General features: G+C 69.4%; 12 protein-coding genes. 3 read left to right on the top strand and 9 right to left on the bottom strand.

Going from position 1 to position 20,328, the window contains the following annotated elements:
* Positions 1-65 precede the first annotated feature (65 nt).
* Together B9N43_RS12755 and B9N43_RS12760 are read right to left on the bottom strand one after the other, a co-directional pair.
* The gene (locus tag B9N43_RS12755) at positions 66-1,241 is read right to left on the bottom strand and encodes a tetratricopeptide repeat protein (protein WP_186453813.1); all 1,176 of its coding nucleotides are present in this window, start codon (positions 1,239-1,241) and stop codon (positions 66-68) included.
* A 74-nt stretch (positions 1,242-1,315) separates the two neighbouring features.
* Entirely contained in the window at positions 1,316-2,677 is a 1,362-nt protein-coding gene (locus B9N43_RS12760) for a FecR domain-containing protein (RefSeq protein WP_186453814.1), read from the bottom strand.
* A gap of 219 nt (positions 2,678-2,896) precedes the next feature.
* Here B9N43_RS12760 and B9N43_RS12765 point away from each other — a divergent pair, with 219 nt between their 5' ends.
* Positions 2,897-3,919, top strand: a complete 1,023-nt coding sequence (locus B9N43_RS12765; protein ID WP_186453815.1) for an acyltransferase family protein — start codon at positions 2,897-2,899, stop codon at positions 3,917-3,919.
* Here B9N43_RS12765 and B9N43_RS12770 read toward each other — a convergent pair.
* The 6 genes from B9N43_RS12770 to B9N43_RS12795 form a co-directional block, all read right to left on the bottom strand.
* Positions 3,847-7,317 (bottom strand): glycosyltransferase, encoded by a 3,471-nt coding sequence (locus B9N43_RS12770; protein WP_186453816.1) that lies wholly within the window; start codon positions 7,315-7,317, stop codon positions 3,847-3,849. The genes B9N43_RS12765 and B9N43_RS12770 overlap by 73 nt on opposite strands.
* Before the next feature lie 205 nt (positions 7,318-7,522).
* Positions 7,523-9,598, bottom strand: a complete 2,076-nt coding sequence (locus tag B9N43_RS12775) for a sulfotransferase (RefSeq protein WP_145842563.1) — start codon at positions 9,596-9,598, stop codon at positions 7,523-7,525.
* The gene (locus B9N43_RS12780) at positions 9,598-11,694 is read right to left on the bottom strand and encodes an ATP-binding cassette domain-containing protein (protein WP_261379325.1); all 2,097 of its coding nucleotides are present in this window, start codon (positions 11,692-11,694) and stop codon (positions 9,598-9,600) included. Before B9N43_RS12780 ends, B9N43_RS12775 begins: the two co-directional genes overlap by 1 nt.
* 1 nt (position 11,695) lies before the next feature.
* The gene (locus tag B9N43_RS12785; RefSeq protein WP_145842565.1) at positions 11,696-12,520 is read right to left on the bottom strand and encodes an ABC transporter permease; all 825 of its coding nucleotides are present in this window, start codon (positions 12,518-12,520) and stop codon (positions 11,696-11,698) included.
* A 169-nt stretch (positions 12,521-12,689) separates the two neighbouring features.
* Positions 12,690-14,543 carry an asparagine synthase (glutamine-hydrolyzing) gene (gene asnB, locus B9N43_RS12790; RefSeq protein ID WP_186453817.1) on the bottom strand — a complete coding sequence of 618 codons (1,854 nt, stop codon included), beginning with the start codon at positions 14,541-14,543 and terminating at the stop codon, positions 12,690-12,692.
* A gap of 201 nt (positions 14,544-14,744) precedes the next feature.
* On the bottom strand, positions 14,745-15,698 hold the full coding sequence (locus B9N43_RS12795; protein ID WP_186453818.1) for a glycosyltransferase: 954 nt from the start codon (positions 15,696-15,698) through the stop codon (positions 14,745-14,747).
* A gap of 182 nt (positions 15,699-15,880) precedes the next feature.
* On the opposite strand from B9N43_RS12795, the gene B9N43_RS12800 reads away from it, so the two are divergent.
* Positions 15,881-17,842 (top strand): CHASE2 domain-containing protein, encoded by a 1,962-nt coding sequence (locus tag B9N43_RS12800; RefSeq protein WP_222428727.1) that lies wholly within the window; start codon positions 15,881-15,883, stop codon positions 17,840-17,842.
* Positions 17,843-18,203: 361 nt separating this feature from the next.
* Complete coding sequence (locus tag B9N43_RS12805) at positions 18,204-18,956, top strand: Crp/Fnr family transcriptional regulator (RefSeq protein WP_145842569.1); 753 nt, start codon at positions 18,204-18,206, stop codon at positions 18,954-18,956.
* A gap of 15 nt (positions 18,957-18,971) precedes the next feature.
* On the opposite strand, the gene B9N43_RS12810 is transcribed toward B9N43_RS12805, so the two are convergent.
* Positions 18,972-20,327, bottom strand: coding sequence for a TolC family outer membrane protein (locus B9N43_RS12810; RefSeq protein WP_145842570.1), 1,356 nt, complete (start codon positions 20,325-20,327; stop codon positions 18,972-18,974).
* Between the last annotated feature and the right edge of the window lies 1 nt (position 20,328).

A 20,328-nucleotide genomic window follows, 5' to 3' on the forward strand; every position in this document is an offset into this window, starting at 1 on the left:
GCAACATCAGCATTGCGCACCTCAAATGAATGCCTTTCCCATAAGGACCGGGATGCCCGTTGAATTCAGAAATCCCGCTCGCAGCCCAGCCAGAGCTGGTTCTGGGCGAAGTCGAACAGGGCGATGCGGTCGCTGCTCTTCAAGGCCTGGCCGGCGAGGCTGCAACGGGTCTGCGGGGCGACGTGGCGCGTCAGGGAAAACCAGCCGTAGGCCAGGCTCTGTTCCCGCACTACGGCACCGAACAGGGGGCTGTAGGGCTTGCGGTCGGACAGGTTCTGAAAACGCAGGCCGCTATCCAGGCGCCAGCCCGGCGCGGGGATGAACTGACCCTCCACTTGCAGCACGGGGCCGCGCCGGGCACCGCCGTGGCGCTCGTTGAGGGGGTGGTCGAGCTGGGCACCGGCCCAGGCGTTCACGCGCAGGGCGGAATTGAAGCGCCAGCTGTAGCCGAGCTTGGCCTCGCCCTGGGCGCTGTCGTAGGCGCGCTGGGCGGGGTATTGCTGTACCCCCACGCTGGCGTCGAAGAGCCAGGGGCTCTCGGGCGCCAGGGCCTGGCGGGTACGGGCGCCCAGGCTGCGCAGGTAGTCGTGCCCACCCAGCCAGAGGTTGTTGAACCAGAAGGTATCCAGCCGATCGCCGAGACGCCGGCTCAGTTCGCCCTGAAGCCGGGTCTGGTCGTAGGCGTGCTCGGTGGTGTACTGGCGGTGACTGATGGCTGCGCCGGCGGTCCATTCGCTATCCACGGCCGCCTGCCAGCCCAGTTGCAGGCCGCGCCAGTTGTCGCTGTGGGCCCGACTGGGGGGCGCCAGGTCGAGGGTGACGGGGTTGCCGTCGAAAAACAGGGTGACGGCGCGCTGGTCGGTGCCCAGGTTGGCGTTGCTGTCGCGCCCCAGGCTGACGCCCAGGGTCCAGCGCGAACGCGCCGCCAGCGAGGGCGGCACGCAGCCGCTTTTATGATAACGCTCGATGAGTTCGCGGATCGCCGGGCTGGGCGCGAAACGCTGTTCGATCAGAGTGAAGATCTGGCGCGCGGCGCCGGCCAGGCCATTTTCGCAGTACAGGATGCCCAGGTCGAGCCAGGCGCCGGCATGGGCGGGATTGGCCTCCAGCAGGCGCCACAGGCGGGCGGCCGCTTCCCGGTCGTCGCCCCGCTTCAGTGCCTGGAGCGCCGCTTCGTAATCGGCGGCGATGGGTGTTTCCTCGGCGCCGACCGGCGCGGCCAGGGCCAGCGCCACGGCCATCAGCACGCTCCCCGCCCACCACGCCGCCCGCGCGGCGGGCGCCCCCCGACGGGGGCGGGAGCCCGCCAACCGCATCAACGGGTCCAGGCGGTAACGCCGACCAGTTGCTGCCCCGGGTTATCCAGTGTGCGGGTGAAGACGTAGGCGGCCTGATGGGCGTCGCTGCCGCCCAGGGCGCCGCGGATGGTGCTGTTGGTGCCGTCACGGAAGTTGGAGACCAGCTTGCCGGTCTGGGTCACGTCGCCGGCCCCGGTGACCTCCCAGTTCCGCCCTGCCGCCGCCACGTCGAGGCGCGTGCTGAAGCTGTTGCGGGCAAAGTCCACGCTCAGGCTGCCGCCCTGGACGGTGGCTGGCTGAGCCGTGCCGTTGTCGACGTAGGCCGCCTCGGACTGCCGCAGAATGAAGCTGGCAGTGCCGGACTCGGGCAGGTTGACCCGCTCGGGCTCGCGGATGATGGCGTAGTAGCTGTTGGTGGCGATGATTTCCAGGCCCGCAGCGCGAGCGGCGCCGATATCTATCTGGACCGGCTGGCCGGCCAGCGCCTGGTAGCGGCCCCAACTCACGGTGTCGGCCGGCGGCGGGGATACCGGCGGCACCTCCGGCGGCGGAACGGACGTTGTCGGCGGCGGATTGCGCGAACCCGCTGCCTGGACGACATGGGCGACCGCCTGGGTCTCGGAGATGCGTTGCAGGTCGGTGCCGTTGTCCTGGCTGGCGGAAACCTTGGCTGGCGTCTCGCCCGGCAGGGGCTGGCGCAACTGGTCGGGGGCCTGGTTGCCGGCGGCCCGCACGTGCGGGCGCGGGTCGTCGCGGTTGAGTTGCAGCATCTGGTCGGGACGGCCGGCGAACAGCTCGGCGGCCCGCTCGCCCTCGCAGGGACCGACCGCCATCGGGCTACACGCGTCGCCCAGCGGCGCCATCACGACGCCGCCGGCGGTCACGCTGACGCGGGTGGTGGTGGCATCGGCATAGGTGGTGAAGTCGGTGCCGCGCACGCCGATCGCGGCCACCGGGGTGTTGAGACGGAAACGGTCGCGGGCTTGCTTCAAGCCCTGGCCGGTGATGGTGCGCATGACGCCTTCGTCGAGCTGCAGACGCACGCGGATGTCGGCGTGGGCGGCGGTGTCATAGTGGTAATCGGCCAGTACGGCGCGTGTTTCCGGGCGCAGGGCGATGAAGGTGCCATCCTTCAGCTTGAGGTAGAGGTAGCCGTCGGCGCCGGTCTTCAGCCGGTCGCCGCTTTCCACCGCCTGGCCGGCGGCCGGCGACAGGGTCTTGCCGTCGCGCTGGATCTGCACCGAACCCATCGCGAGCACGACGTCCCCCGCCCTTTCGGCGGCGGTGGCGACCCCCGCCAGCAAACATCCCGAAAACGCGACTCCCCAGCTTAAGACACGGGCCAGCACGGCAACCCCCTTGTTTGAACGACTGCTCATCGTTGATGCACGCCAATAGCGAATCTTGGTCACCATGATCACCATAGGACTCCCTTTCCACGACTTACCCTTTTTAGCACTTCGATTATGGAAAGCGCAGAGGGAATGAACTGTGATCGCCATCACATTATACAAAGCGTCGTCATGGCGTGCTTTTCGAGACAGATGCGGCCTGATCGGCCAGAATGCGTGCCTCGTGCATTGAGGAAGCCTGATCAGATGCGTTTCGACCATGTGCAGAGCCTGCGGTTTTTCGGGGCGTTCGCCGTGCTGCTCTATCACGCCGGGGTATATGCGGAGCAAAGGCTGGGCGCGGTGCCTTTCGGCGGCTGGCTGGGCGTCCAGTTGTCCTGGGGCGTGCAACTGTTTTTCGTGATTTCCGGTTTCGTGCTGGCCTATTCACTGTCGCGCATGGGGCCGGGCCGCTTCCTGGCGCACCGCATCCTGCGCATCTATCCGCCGCTGTGGGGCCTGGCCCTGCTGGTCTGGCTCTACCGGGGGACGGCGGACATGAGCGGCGCGCAGTTCCTGCAGGCGATGACCCTGCTGCCGCTGGGCGAGATCCGCTATCCGCTGGGGGTGGAGTGGAGCCTGGTGTATGAAGTGTTTTTCTACGGCGTGATGACCCTGCTGGCCTGCCTGCCCGGGCGCAGGACGATGGAGGTGGCGATGCTGGCCTGGCTGGCGGCGATCGTGGTGATGGACCGCCTGCATCCGGGCGCCTCGACGGCATTCCTCCCGCGCGCCGACCAGATCGTCTTTTCCGGCTTCAACGTGCCCTTCATCTTCGGGGTGCTCTGTTTTTCATTGTTCCGCGCCACCCGGCGCCTGCCGCTGGCCTTGCTGCTGGTGGTGTTCCTGCTGGCGCTGCCGGCGGCAACCGCCGTCGCCAAGACGGAATACCAGTTGGCGCTCCAGGGCCTGGGCTTCGCCGCGCTGGTGCTGGCGGCGGCGGAAGCGTCGCGCCGGCGGACAGGCATCGGCGACGCGCTGCTGGTGCGGCTGGGTGACGCGTCCTACGGGCTTTACCTGGCCCACGTGCCGGTGCTGCTGTGGCTGCTCTCGGCGCTCCCCGCCGCCCGCCTGGGCAGCCCCGAAGCGGTGCTGCTGATCGCCGTGCCCGCCACCTTCCTGCTCGGCACGGGCTACGGCATGCTCGAAGCCGCCGCCTACCGCCGGGTGAAGGGCTGGCTGGACCGGGGCGGCCGGGTCAGGCTCGCCTCGCGGAACACTTCGGCGTAGGCATTGGCCATTTCCTCGAAGTCGGTGCGCAGGGCCAGCACTTCGGGGCTGGCGGCGGCCAGGCGGCGGCGCAGGTCCGCATCGTCCAGCAGGCGGCAGAGCCGGGCGCACAGTTCGGCGGCGTTGCCCGGCGAGTAGAACAGGGCATTCACCTCTTCCCGCACCTGCTCGGGAATGCCGAACACCGGGGTGGTGACGATGGGCAGGCCGTGGGCCATGGCTTCGAGGATCACGCGCGGGTAGCTCTCGATGCGGGAGGTGCAGACGAAGACGTCGGCCGCCCGGTAGTACAGCGCCGTGTCGTGGGTCTCCGGCACCAGAGCGACGCGCGGGCGCAGCGCCGCCGGCAGGCGGGCGACCTGCTGGGCCAGGGCTTCGCTGTAGGGGCCGGGGCGGTCGCCGACGACGAGGCAGCGCACCCGGCCATGGTGCTGCGCGGGCAGGCGCGCCAGGGCCTGGAGCAGGTCGAGCTGGCCCTTGCGCTCGCACACCGTGCCCAGCAGCAGGATCACGATGTCGTCGTCTGCGACCGCCAATTGCTTGCGGGCGACGGCACGGGGCCAGGGCTCCGCTTCGCGCAGGAAACGCTCCATGTCGAGGCCGTTGTGGATCACGGTGAAGTTGTGGCGCGTGTCGAGGGCTTCGCAGCCGCGGCGGGTGGCCTCGGCGACGAAAACGACGCGGTAGGGATATTCGAAGCAGCGCAGGGCCTCGGCGGCGATGGCGTCGCCGAAATGGTTGAAATAGGTTTCCCAGGGCTCGCTCTCGCGCGGGTTCCAGATCGACGGCAGGCCGGCGGCGCGGGCGGCGGCGATGGTGTAGAAGGTCTGCAGGGTGTTGGCGTAGACCAGGCGGGCGCCACAGCGCCGCAGGAAGGCGGCGAAATCGTCGATCGCCTTGTGATAGGCGGGGAGATCGAAGACGCCGGCGAGCGGATGGGGAAACACCCGCACCTCGATCCCGGCGTCCTCGTAGCGGCGGCGCAGCGGGCCATCCTCGGGACAATAGACGACGGGATCGATCACGCCGCGCCGCTTCAGCGCCACGGTCAGTTCGTACTGGCTGTAGGGCGCGCCTTCCAGGTTGAGGTTGAAGGCGGTCATCAGGGTCCGCACCGGCGCGGCGTCATCGTCGGCCGGTGCCAGGCGGCGCGCCCGGAGCCGGTAGCCTTCGTCCTCCAGCGAGAGATGCGGGCTGTACCAGGAGTCGTCGCGGCCGGCGTACTTGCGGCGGAACGCGGCCTCCTCGGCGGGGTTGTCGGCGAAGCCGCGGCTCAGTCCCTCGTAGTGCAGCAGTTCCGCGCCCGGCGCATAGACGCAGCGCAGGCCCCGGTCGACCAGGCGGTAGCAGTAGTCGACGTCGTTGTAGGCGACGGCGAAGGCGGCTTCGTCGAAGCCGCCGCATTCGAGGAACAGCGCGCGCGGGGTGAGCAGGCAGGCGGCGGTGACGGCGGCGCAGTTGCGGGCGACCATCGCCTGCGACAGATAGCCGTGGTCGTGGCGGGACAGCAGCTTGAAGGCGTGGCCGGCCATGCCGTGATGGTAGCCGTGGACGATGCCGCCGTGCTGGACCCGGCCGTCCGGGTAGAGCAGGCGCGCGCCCACCGCGCCCACGCCGGCGAGCCGGGCGTAGCCGACCATGCGGCTGAGCCAGCGCGGATCGACCACTTCGGTGTCGTTGTTGAGGAACAGGAGATGCTCGGCATCGACGCGCCGCGCCGCCTCGTTGTTGATGTGGGCGAAGCTGAAGCGCCCGCCGGGGCTGGCGATGCGCAGCACTTCGTGGCCGCAGCGGGCCAGGTAGCCCAGGGTCTTGGGATCGTCGCTCTCGTTGTCGATGATCACCACCCGGTAGTCGCGGTAGGTGGTGGCCTTGAGCGAATCCAGGCAACGCCGCAGCAGGTCGAGGCGGTTGCGGGTGGGGACGAGGATGGCCACCGACGGCCCGTGGTCGGGGAAGTCGTGCCAGAAGATGCCCAGGCCACCCCGTTCCGCCCAGGACGGGCGGAACACGCGAATCCCTTCGTGGGCCGGGCTGCCGCGCCGCGCCAGGGCCTCCTCCACGGCGCGGCGGCCGGCCTCGAAGCTGGCCGGCTTGGCGTCGCCGGAAGTGGCGGTGGAGCCGGGCAGCACGCGCCAGTGGTAGAGCATGCGCGGAATGTGGCCGACGCGGCGGGCGACTTCCGTCGCGCGCAGGGCGAAGTCGTAATCCTGCGAGCCCTCGAAGCCGATGCGCATACCGCCCAGCTCTTGGTAGAGGCTGCGCCGCACGGTGACCAGGTGCGCGCAGTACATGTAGGAGAGCAGCAGCTCCGGCGACCAGCCGGCCTTGAACTGCGGCGCGAAACGGTTGCCGGCGGCATCGATCTTGTCGTCGTCGCTGTAGAGGTAGTCGGTGTCGGGATGGGCGGCCAGGTGCAGGGCCACCTCGCCGAGCGCGTCGGGACTGAGTTCGTCGTCGTTGTCGAGGAAGGCGAGGAATTCGCCGCCGGCGAGTTCGGCGGCGGCGTTGGTGGCGCCGCTGATGTTGAGGTTGGCGTCGAGGACGCGCACCTTGATGCGCGGGTCGTCCCGCGCGGCGTCGGCCAGCAACCGCTCCACGGCGGGGTCGCCGCCGGCGTCGTCGGCGATGCACAGCTCCCAGTGCGGGTACACCTGGGCCCGCACGCTGTCGATGGCCTTTTGCAGGAACTCCAGGGGCGGCCGGTACACCGGCATCACCACCGAGATCAGCGGCAGGGGCGTCGCTGCGGTTGCGGCATCGAGGCGCCGGCGCAGGCGCTCCGCGTCCTCCGCGGTCCAGGTGTTGACGGCCAGCCAGCAGTCATAGACGTCAGCCGGCTCGGGTAACGCATAGCCCTTGGGCAGGCGGCCGGGCGTGGGTGCGGCGGCGTGCTGCACGCGGTAGAGCGCCAGCGCCTTGGACACCAGGAGCGGAATCTCGCGCAGACCGGGCAGGCGGCCATGGCGGGCGCGCCAGGCGGCGGCGCGGCTCCTGGCGAAGCGCAGGAAGCGGCCCGCGCCCTTGAGCTTGCCGCTCCAGACGGCGATGCGGCCGGGCGGGCGAAAGCGGAATTTATGCGGACCGCGCCAGCGGCATTGATCATCGTCGTCCAGTGTCGCAATGAGATGCACGACATCGACGCCGGCCGGAACGTCCAGTTGGATTTCAAACCGGCACGCGTCGGCGCCCGCCCATCCGGGCAGCGCCGCGGCGACATCGGGGCTGGGCAGGTTGACGGTACATGCGCCCCTCACCGCGCCGAATGCCAGTTCGAGCCGGACGATGCGCCGTTCCGGATGGACGCACCAGCCGGAGAAGAGAATGCTGCCCGGTTCTCCCCGATGGGCGGCGGGGGTATCGAGCGCGGCCGCAAGGCGGGATGGGAATTGGCGCATGAGATCGTTTGTCAGGGAGGGTGGTGACGGGCGCGACGCGCTCCCACGAGGGCGGTCGAAGCCATTCATCCGGGATTTTCCATTGGATGTCGTTCGCTTTCGTCTGGAGCGTTGCTCGTGCCGTAGGAGCGGGCCATGCCCGCGACCGGCCGGGATTGCGATGCTGTTCGCGGGCATGGCCCGCTCCTACGGAAGACTTCGGGTTTCAATTGCTGTTTCGTCCTCGCAGCAAGGCCGACACTCGGCGCAGCGGCGCGGTGACTTTCCAGGAAGTGGAGTTGAGCAGTGCCTCGACCAGGGCTTCCCGGCCCGCCAGGGCATCGCGCAACTGGTCCCGCTCGCCGCTCGTTTCCGTCAGGCGGGCGTGCAGCGATGCAGCCTCATCGTGCAAGGCCGCGATTTCCCCGCGCAGGGCGTCGACGTCGCGGCGCAGGCTGTCGTTGCCCTCGCGCAGCAGGTTCTCCCGGCCATCGGCGGCGGCCAGTTCCTCCACCTGGCGGCGCACCGTGGCGTCCAGGCCGGCGGCCCAGCGCCAGGCACCGTCCAGGTCGGGCAGCGCGTCCCGCCAGCGCCCCCAGAGCGCCGCCAGTTCCCCGGCTGCCAGCCGGCGCGGCGGCTGTCCGCCCAGGGCCTGGTAGAGAGGATGGGCGGGGGCGTCCTGCACCTGGTTGTGGCGCAGCTCGGGGCGCAGCGCCTGGCCGCAGGCCGTCTCGATGGCGGCCGCGTCGGTGGCCAGGTCCAAGCCGGCGGCGAGGCGCGCCGCGCAGTCCAGCGGCCGCGCCAGCAACTGGTCGTAATCCAGCAGCCAGACCTCGCGCCCCTGGAGATGGCGCAGGATGGCGAGGTTGTAGGCCAGCCAGAGCTGGCGGCCGTGGTCCAGGCTGAAGCCGTCGCGCGCGGCCAGCGACGCGGCCACGTTGTCGGGGTGGCGCAATACCCAGACGAAGCGGGCGGCGCCCGCCGCGCCGCGTTCCGCCAGGCGTTCGAGCCAGAAGGGCAGCAGCAGGCACAGGCGCGGGTCCTTGACCAGCCAGTCGGCACGGGCGGCGAGGCGGTCCGCGAGCAGCGCACGCGCCTCTTCCTCAAGCGCCGCGAGTTCCGCGCGGTCCGCGCCCTGGCAGTCGGCGGCGGCGCTCCAGGCGGCGGTGTCGACCGGCAGGTACCAGGCGCTCCGGCGCTGGTTCAGCAGGCGGCGGTCGAGGTCGACGACGCCGGCATCCTCGAAGAAACCTTCCGGATTGTCCTGACGCGGCGGCAGCAGATGGTCGCCGACATCGAGGCCGAGCACGTGCAACAGCCGGGTGACGGCGCTGGTACCGCTGCGGTGCATGCCGAGGACGAAGGTCACCGCCGGGGCCGGATCTCCTTCCGTGCGTGCGGGCCACAGGCCGAGTTGTGCTTGGGTGTCGGTGGGTGGCATGGTTTCGTAATCCAGTTCGTGCAGCAGGTCGCCGTTGATTTCGAGGAAGGTCGCCTGCTCCGGCGCCGTGAGGCCGCTGCGCCATTTTCCGATCTGCGCCAGATCCGGCGGCGTGTGGGTGCGGCGGTGGATCGCCAGCAGCTTTTCGCGCGGCGCCATCAGGCCGCCGCCGGCGTCCTTCCAGTCGCCCACTTCGGCGAGCCGCTCGGCGGCGCCGCGATGATAGTTCAGCATCGCCGGATCGAAATCCAGGTCGATCAAGCGGCAGACGCGGCGCAGCACGTCCTCCGGCGTGCGCAGCAGATCCTCGTAGCGCACTTCCAGGTAGCGCTCCGGCGCCAGGCCGGCCTGGCGCGCGGCGAGGATGCGGCGGCGCCAGAAGCGTGCGGCGTCGGCGATGTCGCGCCCCGGACCGAACCACTTGTCGCGGAACGACAGGGCCACGTCGCGGCCGTCGCGGATGATGTGGATGAAGCGGGCCTCCGGCAGCAGCCGCGCCAGGTCGCCCAGGCATTCGACGTAGGGCGGCGACTTGTCGCCCCAGCGCGGCTTGCCGAAGCGGCGGGCGTAGGCGCGGTAGAACAGGCGCACCGCCGCGTCGAGGCTGAACGGGGAGAGCGCGCGGACCTCGGCTTCCAGGGCGGCCGCGTCGAGGTGGAAGTCGGGCCAGGTGTGGGCGCCGGTGAGAGCGGCGACGAATTCCCCGGCATTGCCCGGCGGATGCGCCAGCATGGCCATCAGGAAATGGGTCTCCGGCGGAATCGCCAGCGCCGGGTGGGCGTCGAGCATCAGCCGCAGCAGCGTGGTGCCGGAACGACCGACGCCGACGACGAAGGGAGCGGCGGTAGTGAACACCGACATCAGTTTTCCCTCACGCCGAGGAACGGATGGGTGCGGCGCGGCGCGGAGGTGTCCCAGCCGTCGACGTCGGGTTCGATCAGTTCCTCGCGCGGCGGCAGCCAGGATTCCTCGGCCTGGAAATTGGCGCGCTTGCCGTGCCAGCCCAGGACGTTGACCTCGTAGTCGCTGTAGACCCGTTCCCTGGTGTATTTCTCGATCAGGTGGCGCCGGCTGAGGAAGGGATAGTGGCGCAGGATCAGGCGCTCCGGGCTGAGCTGGCGGCCGGGGAACTCGGCCTGGTGGCCGCCGTGGCCGAGAAGGTCCACCGGTTCCGCGGTCTTCTTCCAGGCATTCACCCGGTGCAGCGGGCGCGGCGCGAAGTAGTAGGCGTGGCGCAGGTCGGCGACGTAATCGATGTCCTGGCCCGCGTCGCCGGCATCGTCCAGCGGCAGGAAAACGAATTCGTCGAAGTCGATGGCGTTGTAGCCGGCGGCGTCGAGCCGGGCGATCGCCGCCGCCAGGGTCTCGCCGGGCCGGGTGCTCTGGCGGATCTCGTCGGCGTCGTGGTGGATGAACCAGTCGGCGTCGATGCTCCGCGCCAGTTCGGCCTTGTGACGCAGGATGCCCTGCCAATCGTAGTGGCCCGGATAGGGATGGCGCTCGATGCCGATCACGCCCTTGCCCAGCCAGCGCCGGGCAATCTCCACGGTGGCGTCGGTGGAGTCGTTGTCGATCACCAGCACGTCGATGCCCTGCGCCGTCAGGTGGGCCAGGCAGCGCTCCATGTAGGCCGCCTCGTTGCGCACCGCGAGCAGGGCGACGATGCGCAGCGCAGAGGTTGCGCCAGGAGCCGCGACCGGTTCCGGCGCAGCGACTTCCTCCATGCCGACATCGACGTTGACCACGCCGAGGAACGAAATCTCGCTGATGCTGGCGACGTTCTGGAAATGCAGCGCGGCGATCTGGCTTTGCAGCGGCATGTGCTGGCTGACGCCGATCTTCTGCACCAGGCGCAGGGTGATGAAGTAGTCGCCGATGGTGAAGCGGTTGTCGATGCGGATGCGGAAACGCCGGGCGCCGCCGTCGGGGTTGTCGGGCAGCGGGAAGCGCCGGCCGGCCAGTTCGATCAGACGCTGGTTCTGCAACGCCACCGCCAGTTCCAGGTTGGGGGTGGCGGCCGGATATTCGAGCTCGATGTCCATCTCGATCGGCTGGGTCGGCCGCAACTGCTCGCGCGACGCCTGGCTGTCGGCGAAGACGGCGCGGGTGATGCGTCCCCGGCCGTCGCCGAAGGCCGCCGACTGGGGAAAGCCGCCCAGCGGCGTCTGGCGCTGGTAGGCCTGCTCGCCGCCCATCGCCTGGCGCTGTTCCTCGCGCATGTCGAAGAAATACTGGGCGGCGACCGCCTCCGGCGTGCCGATGTTCTTGACCCGGCCGTGCTCCAGGTAGATCGCCTGGCGGCAGAAGTTCTGCACCATGCCCATGTCGTGGGAAACGAAGAGCAGGGTGGTGCCGGCGTTCTGCATCCGCTCCAGGCGTTGCAGGCACTTGAACTGGAAGGCGGCGTCGCCCACCGCCAATGCCTCGTCGACGATCAGCACGTCGGGCTCGACGCAGACCGAGACGGCGAAGGCCAGCCGCACGTACATGCCGCTGGAGTAGGTCTTGACCGGCTGCTCCATGAACTCGCCGATGCCGGCGAATTCGGCGATCTCGTCGAAGCGGGCGTCGGTCTGCGCGCGGTCGAAGCCGAGCAGCGCGGCGTTCAGATAGACGTTTTCGCGCCCGGTGAATTCGGGGTTGAAGCCGGAACCCAGTTCCAGCAGGGCGGCGACGCGCCCCGTCACGGCGACGCTGCCCTGGCTGGGGTTGAGGGTACCGGCGATCAATTGCAGCAGGGTGGACTTGCCGGCGCCGTTGCGGCCGACGATGCCGAAGGTCTCGCCGCGACGGACCTCGAAGGAGACGTCCCGCAGCGCCCAGAAGTCGCGGTAGTAGGTGCGCGGCGGCCGCCCCAGCCAGCCTTGCAGCCGGGGATAGAAGAACTGCCGCAGCCGCGCCGAGGGGCGCTCGTAGAGCTGGTAGCTCTTGCTCAGGCCCTGGATGGAAATAACCACGTCAGAGCACATCGGCGAATCCCTTGCGCAGTTTCTGGAAGGCGGCGAAGCCGAAGGCCAGCAGCGCCAGCGCGATGGCCAGCGCGGTCAGCCACGGCACGAGGTCGGGCACGGTCCCCCAGAGGATCACGCCGCGCGCGGTCTCGATGAAGTAGCTCAGCGGGTTGAGGAAGATCAGCCAGCGCACGCCGGGCGGAACGGCCGAGACCGGGTAGAAGATGGGCGAGAGGAACATCATCGCCGAGATCAGCACCGAGACGATCTGCCCCAGATCGCGGAAATACACGCCCAGCGCCGCCATCAGCCACATCAGACCGAGCAGGCCGAGGCCCAGCGGCAGCAGCACCAGGGGCAGCAGCAGCACGGTCCATTGCAGCTGGCCGGTCGCCAGCAACTGCACCGCCAGGAGCAGGCCGAGGGCGATCGCCAGATGCACCAGGGCCGCGCCGAGGTGCGCCCAGGGCAGGATCTCCAGGGGGAAGACGACCTTCTTGACGTAGTTGGGCTGGTCCGCCACCAGGGTGTGGGCGCGCGAGGCGCATTCCTGGAACAGGCCGAAGACGATCAGGCCGGCGAACAGGATCAGCACGAAGCCGAAGTGCGAGTCGCCCAGCCCGCCCTGCGGCCAGCGCGCGCGGAACACCAGGGAAAAGGCGAAGGTATAGACTCCCAGCATGAACAGCGGAGTGATGAAGGACCAGGTCAGGCCCATCAGGGTGCCCCGGTAGCGGCCCTCCACTTCCCGCCGCAGCATCTGCCGGGTCAGGTGGCGGTGACGCCAAAGGCTGAGAAAAGCCTGGTGTGGCCAGGCGCTGAATGCGTTCATCCGAGGTCATCCATTCGACGCGCTTCGAGTTCGACGGGATCGTAGGAGCGGGCCATGCCCGCGACCCGCATTGCTCTGGGCGACGTTCGCGGGCATGGCCCGCTCCTACGATGGATCACGGGTTCTTCATGGTTGAATGGACAATCCAGGTTCATGAAGGATGTCCGGATCAGGTAAAGAAAAGACTGCATGAGCGACGCAATTCATCGATGCGGGCGGTGAAATGGCGATGCCATTCCACCAGCATGATCAGGGCGAACATCAGCCGCTCCCGCTGCACGCCGGCCGCCAGATCGGCCTCCATCATCCGCGCCAGGGCCGCGCGGTCCAGCTCGGCGATGGCCAGGTCTTCCAGGTAGGCGGCAACGCCGCCCCGGGCCTGCAGCCACTCGGTCACCCAGCGGCCCACCGGCAGCACGAAACCCTGCTTGCGGCGCGCGCCGATCTCCGCCGGCAGCCAGCGCGCCGCGACCCGGCGCAGCGCCACCTTGCTGACACCGCCCGCCATGCGCTGCCGGTCCGGCAGCCGGGTCAGGCCGAGTTCGGCCAGTTCCGGCTGGAGGAAGGGCGCGCGGCCTTCCAGGCTGTGGGCCATGGCCATGCGGTCGAATTTTACCAGCAAGTCATCGGCCAGCCAGGTGCCGACGTCGGCGGCGGTCGCGCGTTGCAGCGGCGTGGATGCGCCGTCGAGCCAGGCCAGCAGCCCATGCTCCCATTCGTCATCACCTTCCGGGATGCCCAGCAGTCGGGCGCGGTCGCCCTGGTCGGTGAGCAGCGGGAAGCCGGACGGAGTGATGGGCGTCGGATTGTCCAGCAGCCGACTCGGCAACTGGCCGGGCCGGCGCCCTCGCAGCAGGCCCTTGAGCCGGTCGATCAGGCGCGGCGACGGCGCGTAGGGCGCGTAGTAGCCGTAGCCGCCGAACAGTTCGTCGGCGCCCTCGCCGGCCAGCACCACGGTCACCTGCTTCTTCGCCTCGCGGCAGAGCCAGAACAGGGGCAGCATCGCCTGGTCGCCCAGGGGTTCGTCCAGCGCCGCCGCCACTTCCGGCAGCAGCGTGGCGAAGGCCTCGCCGTCGAAGCGGAAGTGGTGGTGGGTGCTGCCGATGTGGCGCGCCAGTTGGGCGGCATAGGCGGATTCGTCATGCGCGGCCGAGTCGAAGCCCATCGAGAAGGTGGCCACGGCGGGCATGTGGCGGGCGGCCAGGGCGGCGACGATGGAGCTGTCGAGGCCGCCGGAGAGGAACACGCCCAGCGGTTTGTCGGAGACCAGGCGGCTCTTCACCGCAACCTCCAGCGCCTGAGCCAGCTCGTCGTCGCTGGTGGGACGGCCGCACCCCAGCGGCGGCCGGTAGTAGGTGCGGCGGCGCAAGCCGCCGTCAGCCAGGGCGAAAGTCAGGGTTTCTCCCGGCAGCACGCGGCGTACGGCGCGCAGGATGGTGCGCTCACCCGGCACGTAGTGCAGGGCGAGATAGCGCTGCAGGCTGAGCGCGTCGAGGTCGTGCGCCACCCAGGGCAGCGCCGCCAGGGCGCGCAGGTCGGAGGCGTAGGCGAAACGGCCGGACACACCGTCGCAGTGGGTGTAGTAAAGGGGCTTCTCGCCGAAGCGATCGCGCGCCAGATGCAGTTCGCCGTGGCGGCGGTCGAGAATGGCGATGGCGTACATGCCGTCGAGCCGGGCCAGCAGCCCATCCAGGCCCCAGGCGGCATAACCCTGGGCGATGACTTCGGTGTCGCTGGTGGTGCGAAAGGCGTATCCCGTCTGCTCCAGCTCGGCCCTGAGGGTGCGGTGGTTGTAGATTTCGCCGTTCTGGAAGATGACGGCCCGGCCTTCCAGGCTGAAAAAGGGCTGGTCGCCGTGGGCCGGATCGATCACCGAGAGGCGTCGCATCCCCATCGCCACCCCGGCCTCGAGATGGCGCCCGGAGCTGTCCGGACCGCGTGGGAGGATGACGCCTTCCAGCAGATCCAGCAGCGCCGCCGGCTCCGCCACGGCCGCATCGATCACGCCGACGATGCCGCACATGGGCTGCCCCCCTTCCCCCCCCGCAGGGGGTTCGATATGACTCGCTACGCTCGATGTCACGGGGAACCCCGTGGCAGCACCGAACGATTTGCGGCTGCGCCGCGTGCCGCTTTTCCTTGGGGCGGCCCGGCGGAAAAGCTGCGGTTTCACGGCCGCCATTGTTCGGACGCGGCAGCGGCCGACGGCCTTTCATGCCTTGCCTCATACCTTGCCCATTGCCAGGGCCAGGCGCAGGGCGAGGGTGCCGGGCCAGGTCTGGCGGTGCACGCCGGAGCGCAGGCCGTGGCGCAAACGCGCCAGGGGATCGGCGGCGACGCGGGCGCGCATGAATTCGTCGAGGACCGCCCGGTTGGCCTCGGTCATGCGGGGACGCAATATGGACAAGGCTTCGAGATTGCAGTCCATCCAGGCGTGAAATCCGCCCTCCCACAAGCGGCAGAGCCGGCTCATGCCGTTGCCGAAACCGCGGTTGGAGCCGATCAGGTTGGCCGCATGCTGCCGATAGCGCACCGTCGGCGTCGGGTCGTAACGCACCACGCCGCCACAGGCGGTGACCGCCTGGTAGATCCACCAGTCATGGGAAACGGTGTGCGGCACGGCCTCATAGTGGGCCAGGAGCGCCCGCGCGGCTTCGTTGAACACCATGGTGTTGCCCCCGGCGATGCTTTGCACCAGGGCATTGGAAAAGCAGGGCGCATTGCGGAACTCGGGGGAAAGGCCGAGCTCCCGGCCGGCGGCGTCGATCAGCCGGGTGCGGCCGCCGTAGAGGGCCGGCACCTCGGCCGGCACCGAGTCCAGCCAGGCGAGGGCGCGCGCCAGCTTCTCCGCCTCCCAGACGTCGTCCTGATCGGCGAAAGCGTAGTGGCGGGCACGCACGCCCGGCTGCCACGCCAGTGAGAGGAAATTGCAGGCGAAACCGGCGCCGGGGCCGTGCCGCAGCAGGACCTTGCCGGTCGGGTGACGGCGCTGGAAGTCTTCGAGCAGCGTCCAGGTGTCGTCCTCCGAAGCGTCGTCGGACGCCACCAGGCACCAGTCCACGAGCGTCTGCCGTTCGATCGAGGCCAGTTGTTCGGCGAGAAAGGAGGCACCCTGGCACGTTCCCATCAGGATCGCCACCTTGGACACCGGGGGTGGCGCCCCGGCAGAGGCAGTCATGGGTTCGGACAACGAAAAGGACATTGCGGGGTTCGGATGATTTTCAGGGGCGGAGGACGCCGACCGTGCCAACGGCGGGCGGATTTTACCGCTAAACTGGTGGAACGCTGGTCAGCGTCGGCCATGACGGCCGATTTCAGAATGTAGCAAGCATACTTCCGACGATTTCCATCGATTCCTTCATGGCGGCTGACATCCCGAGCGCTCCCGGCACCTACCGTTATTCACCCGGTATTTCATGGCTGCGGATCGGTATTGCGCTGGTGTCGTTGCTGATCACGATGGCGATGGAGTGGTTTCCTCCGGCCGGTGGGCCGGTGCAGGCGAGCGACAACTGGCTGCGCGACCATTTCGTGCGCTGGCACGCCACGGACACGCCGGAGACCCGCCTGACGCTGGTGGACATCGACGAGGCCAGCCTCGGTGAAATCGGCCCCTGGCCGTGGAAACGGGAGCGACTGGCGGACCTGGGCGAACTGCTGATCGGCGCCTACGGCGCCCGCGCCGTCGCCATGGATCTGGTCATGCCCAGCGGCGGGGACACCGAGGGGGATCGGCGCCTGGCGGCGATGGCCGAGCATGGCCCGCTGGTGCTGGCCCAGGCGTTCGATTACGTCGCGCGGCCGACGCCGGTGCGGGAAGGCCGGCTGACGGGCGGCGTCATCCGGGATGCGCCCGGTCCCGGCGCGGCGACCGTGGCCGCCACCGGCTATATCGCCAATCATGCGGGGCTCGCCGCCGCCCGCTGCACCGGCAACATCGGCTTCATTCCGGATGCCGACGGGGCGATCCGCCGCATTCCGCTATGGACCCACGCCGCCGGCCGCGCCTATCCGACCCTGGCTCTGGCCCTGCTCTCCTGCGGCATCAGCGAGCATCCCGGTACCGACGCGCGGCTGCCGCTGGCCGGCGACGCAACCTCCTGGCGAGTCCCTTTCCTGCGCCGGGAAGAGGCCTATCTGTCGATTCCGGCGGCCGACGTGCTGGCGCTGCGCGCGCCGCGGGCAGTCTTCGCCGGGCGCCTGGTGCTGATCGGTTCGTCCTCGCTGGGCCTCGCCGACCGCGTCGCCACCCCGCTCTCGTCCTCCACCAGCGGCGTGACCGTGCATGCCGCGGCCCTGACGGCGCTGCTCGACGAGCAGGCCGGCGACGGCATCGCCCCGTGGCCTGGCCGCTGGCTGGCGACCATCTTCGCCCTCGGTACCGCGCTGCTGGCGATCCTGGCCTTTCCCCGCCTCTCCGCCACCCGCTGCACGCTGCTGCTGATGTGCGCGATGGCGGCGTGGCTGCTCAGCGCCTATCGCATCGCGCCCCACGATCCGCTGTTCGTCACCAGCGGCCCGCTGCTGGGCCAGCTCTTCCTGCTCGCGGTGGCGATCCCCACCGAATGGCGCATCGCCCAACTGGCGTCCTCGCGGCTGTTGAGCACTCTCAGCCACTATGTCGCACAGCCGGTCCTCGACGAGTTGCTGAAAAGCGGCCTGCGCGACCCCATGGCCCCGACGCAGCTTCAGGTGACGACGCTGATCGCCGACATGGAAAATTACACGGCACTGGTCGAGGGCCTGCCTCTGGAGGAGTCGGTGATTCTGACCCGGGGTTTCCTCGACTGCCTGACCCGGCCGGTGCTGACCCACCAGGGCACCCTGGACAAATACACCGGGGACGGCCTGGTGGCCTTCTGGGGCGCACCGCTGCCGCGCACGGACCACGCCGACCAGGCGCTGGACGCGGCGCTGGGCATCGTCGAGGAAGTCCGCCGCTTCAATGTCCGGCGCCTGAGCCAGGGCCGGACGCCGGTACGGGTGCGGATCGGGGTGGAAAGCGGGTCGGCCGTCGCCGGCGACCTGGGCACACCGTTCCGCAGCGTATACACCGCCGTGGGCGACAGCGTGAATGTGGCGGCCCGGCTGCAGGAGTTGGCCCGCGATTATCCTTGCGACATCATCGTCGGCATGGGTACCGCCGCACTGACCCGCCGCCATCGCCTGCGCCCCCTGGGCGTGGTAACGCTGCGCGGCCGGGCCCAGGAGGAGACGCTGTTCACGCCCGTCACTGTCGACACCGGCCCGCCGCCCGTCTCAGGGCTGCCGCACGAGCAGCAGGACGTCGCCGAGAGCCGCCGTCGGGCGGAAGTTCCTTGATTCGGTGAGGTGGCGGCAGCCGTCGTCGAGCATGCCGCGGCGGATGACGATGGAACTCGGCTCGGCGTAGCCGGCGGTGTATTCGGACGCGTGGATGCGCCGTTCCGCCCCCGCGCGGCGCGCCCTCGCGGGCCAGTAGCATCAGCAGCGTTACCTCGCCCACCCGGACCTGGGAAAAGCGGTCCTGGGTCATCGCCAACGCCCCCGGACAGTTCGCCAGCGGACCCCAGAGGTCAGGCGGCCCGGCGGAAAAGCTCGTTTTTCACTCTAATCTTTTCCTTAGCCTCGCCAGTGCGATGGCATGATATAGGCTCATCGTCCCCATATCGAAACACTTTCCCCATCGCCGCCCCTGGCCGCAATGACCACTCCCGCCAGATCATCGCAAACGACCTTCGACCTCAGGAAGATTCCGCTGCTGTCCGCGCTCGCCAACGAGGAGCTGGCCCGCGTCGCCGGCGATCTGCGGGTGCGCCAGTACGCGAAACGGGAAACCGTGATCAACAAGGGGTCCAGCGGCGACGCCCTGCTGTTCCTGCTGGCGGGACAGGTGCAGGTGGTGGATGTGACGGAGGACGGCCGGGCGATCGGTCTGAACCTGCTGCAGCCGGGCGACTTCTTCGGCGAGATCGCGGTGATCGACGGCGGCGCCCGTTCGGCCTCGGTGACGGCCCTGACCGAGGTGATCGTGGCCTTCCTGCCGCGCACCACCGCGCTGTGGCTGTTTTCCCATTGCGCCTCGGTGGCGGAGCGGATTCTCCAGCACATGGCGCTCAAGATTCGCCGCGAATCGGAGTTCCGCGCCCTGCTCAGCATCCACAACGCCTTCCGCCGCGTCTATGCCCTGCTGAACCTGCTCAAGCAGGTGCATCCCGGCGGCATCGTGACGGTGGAGAACCTGCCGACCCAGCAGGACATCGCGATCATGGTGAATACCAGCCGGGAAACCGTGTCGCGGGCGATGGCCCACGTGCTGGAGCAGGGCATCGTGGAAAAGGACATGCGGCGCCTGATCATCCGCAAGCCCGACGCCCTGGCCCAACTCGCGGCCAACAACGTCACCCAGATTCAGATCACCGTGCAGCGCCACGCGGCGGCGGCAGGCAACGGCTGACCCGGCGGGCGAGCCTCAGTTCGCCCGGTTGACGTCCAGCCAGCTGTTGAGGTGGGTCACGTCGTCGTCACCCAGGCCGCCCACCGCCGCCTTCAGCCGCACCCAGTTGACGATGTAGCCGTAGCGGCTGCGCGCCAGGTCGCGCTTGGCGGCGAACAGCTGCTGCTGGGCGTTGAGGATGTCCACGCTGGTGCGGATGCCGGCCTGGAAGCCCTTGCGGGTGGATTCCAGGGCCGCCTCGGCGGACGTCACCGCCTGGCGGTAGGCGTTGATCTGGGCGACGCCGGTGTTGACGCCCAGGAAGTACTGCCGCGCGTCCAGCACGGCCTTGCGCGTGGCGGATTCCAGTTGCTGCTCGACCTTGCGCTGTCCGGCCTCGGCCTGGCGCACGTTGGCGCTGACGTAGCCGCCGGCGAAGAGCGGCACGTTGAGCTGGACGCCGACCGCGCGGGTGTCGTAGCGGGTGTTGATCGAGACGTTGTTCTCGCTGTCGCTCTTGGAGCGGCTGGCGATCAAATCCAGCGTCGGCTTGTGTTCGGCGCCGGCCTTGGCCACGTCCTGGCGGGCGGACTCCAGGCCGTGGCGCTGGGCCTGCACGGTCGGGTTGCCGCTACGCGCCCACTCCACCCACTGGTTGAGGTCGTTGGGCTGCGGACCCTGGGGCACCGGCTTGTCCGCCATCAGGGTGGCGAGCGTTCCCGGCTCCTGGCCGATGATGCGCTCCAGGGCGCGGCGCGCCACTTCCAGGTTGTTGGCGGCCTCCAGCTCCTGGGCGACGGCGCTGTCGCGGCGGGCCTTGGCGTCGTTGATGTCGGTCACCGTGCCTTCGCCGCCGGCGAACAGGCGTTCGGCCTGGACCAGTTGCTCGGCATAGGCCTGGCGCTGCGCCTGGGTCAGGGCCAGCGTGTCCTGCCCCAGCAGCGCGTCCAGGTAGGCGCCCGCCAGGCGCACGATCAGATCCTGGCGTGCCGCCTCGTAGGTGGCCTCGGCGTAGCTGGCGCGGGCCTGGCCCTGCAGGTAGCCGGCCCAGTTGTAGGGCCGGTAGAGCGGCTGGCGCAGGCTGATGCCGTAGCTGCTGGAGGTGTAGTCGTAGGTGGTGCCCCGCATCCCGAGGACGGTCAGGCTGCGCTGGTCGGTGCTGTTCCTGGTCTCGGTGCCGCTCACGCTCACGGTGGGCAGAAGGCCGGCACGGCCCTTGTTGGCCTCCTCCAACCCCGCATCCCGTTCCGCGGCGGCGGCGCCAAAGTCGGCATCATTCCGCAGCGCCTGCTGGTAGGCCTCCAGCAAATTCGTCGCGGCCAAGGCGAAACTCGGCCCCAGGAGGGCGAGCAGCGCGCCGAAGAGGGCGCCACGATGCCTGAGTTTTGCCACG

It is taken from the genome of Denitratisoma sp. DHT3, assembly GCF_007833355.1.
GTDB lineage: Bacteria > Pseudomonadota > Gammaproteobacteria > Burkholderiales > Rhodocyclaceae > Denitratisoma.

Coding starts and splice junctions, on each gene's coding strand:
- asnB (WP_186453817.1), bottom strand. CDS start 14,543: ATGTGCGGCATCGTCGGCGTGATCGATGCGGCCGTGGCGGAGCCGGCG.
- B9N43_RS12760 (WP_186453814.1), bottom strand. CDS start 2,677: ATGAGCAGTCGTTCAAACAAGGGGGTTGCCGTGCTGGCCCGTGTCTTA.
- B9N43_RS12765 (WP_186453815.1), top strand. CDS start 2,897: ATGCGTTTCGACCATGTGCAGAGCCTGCGGTTTTTCGGGGCGTTCGCC.
- B9N43_RS12800 (WP_222428727.1), top strand. CDS start 15,881: ATGGCGGCTGACATCCCGAGCGCTCCCGGCACCTACCGTTATTCACCC.
- B9N43_RS12755 (WP_186453813.1), bottom strand. CDS start 1,241: ATGGCCGTGGCGCTGGCCCTGGCCGCGCCGGTCGGCGCCGAGGAAACA.
- B9N43_RS12795 (WP_186453818.1), bottom strand. CDS start 15,698: ATGACTGCCTCTGCCGGGGCGCCACCCCCGGTGTCCAAGGTGGCGATC.
- B9N43_RS12775 (WP_145842563.1), bottom strand. CDS start 9,598: ATGTCGGTGTTCACTACCGCCGCTCCCTTCGTCGTCGGCGTCGGTCGT.
- B9N43_RS12770 (WP_186453816.1), bottom strand. CDS start 7,317: ATGCGCCAATTCCCATCCCGCCTTGCGGCCGCGCTCGATACCCCCGCC.
- B9N43_RS12785 (WP_145842565.1), bottom strand. CDS start 12,520: ATGAACGCATTCAGCGCCTGGCCACACCAGGCTTTTCTCAGCCTTTGG.
- B9N43_RS12805 (WP_145842569.1), top strand. CDS start 18,204: ATGACCACTCCCGCCAGATCATCGCAAACGACCTTCGACCTCAGGAAG.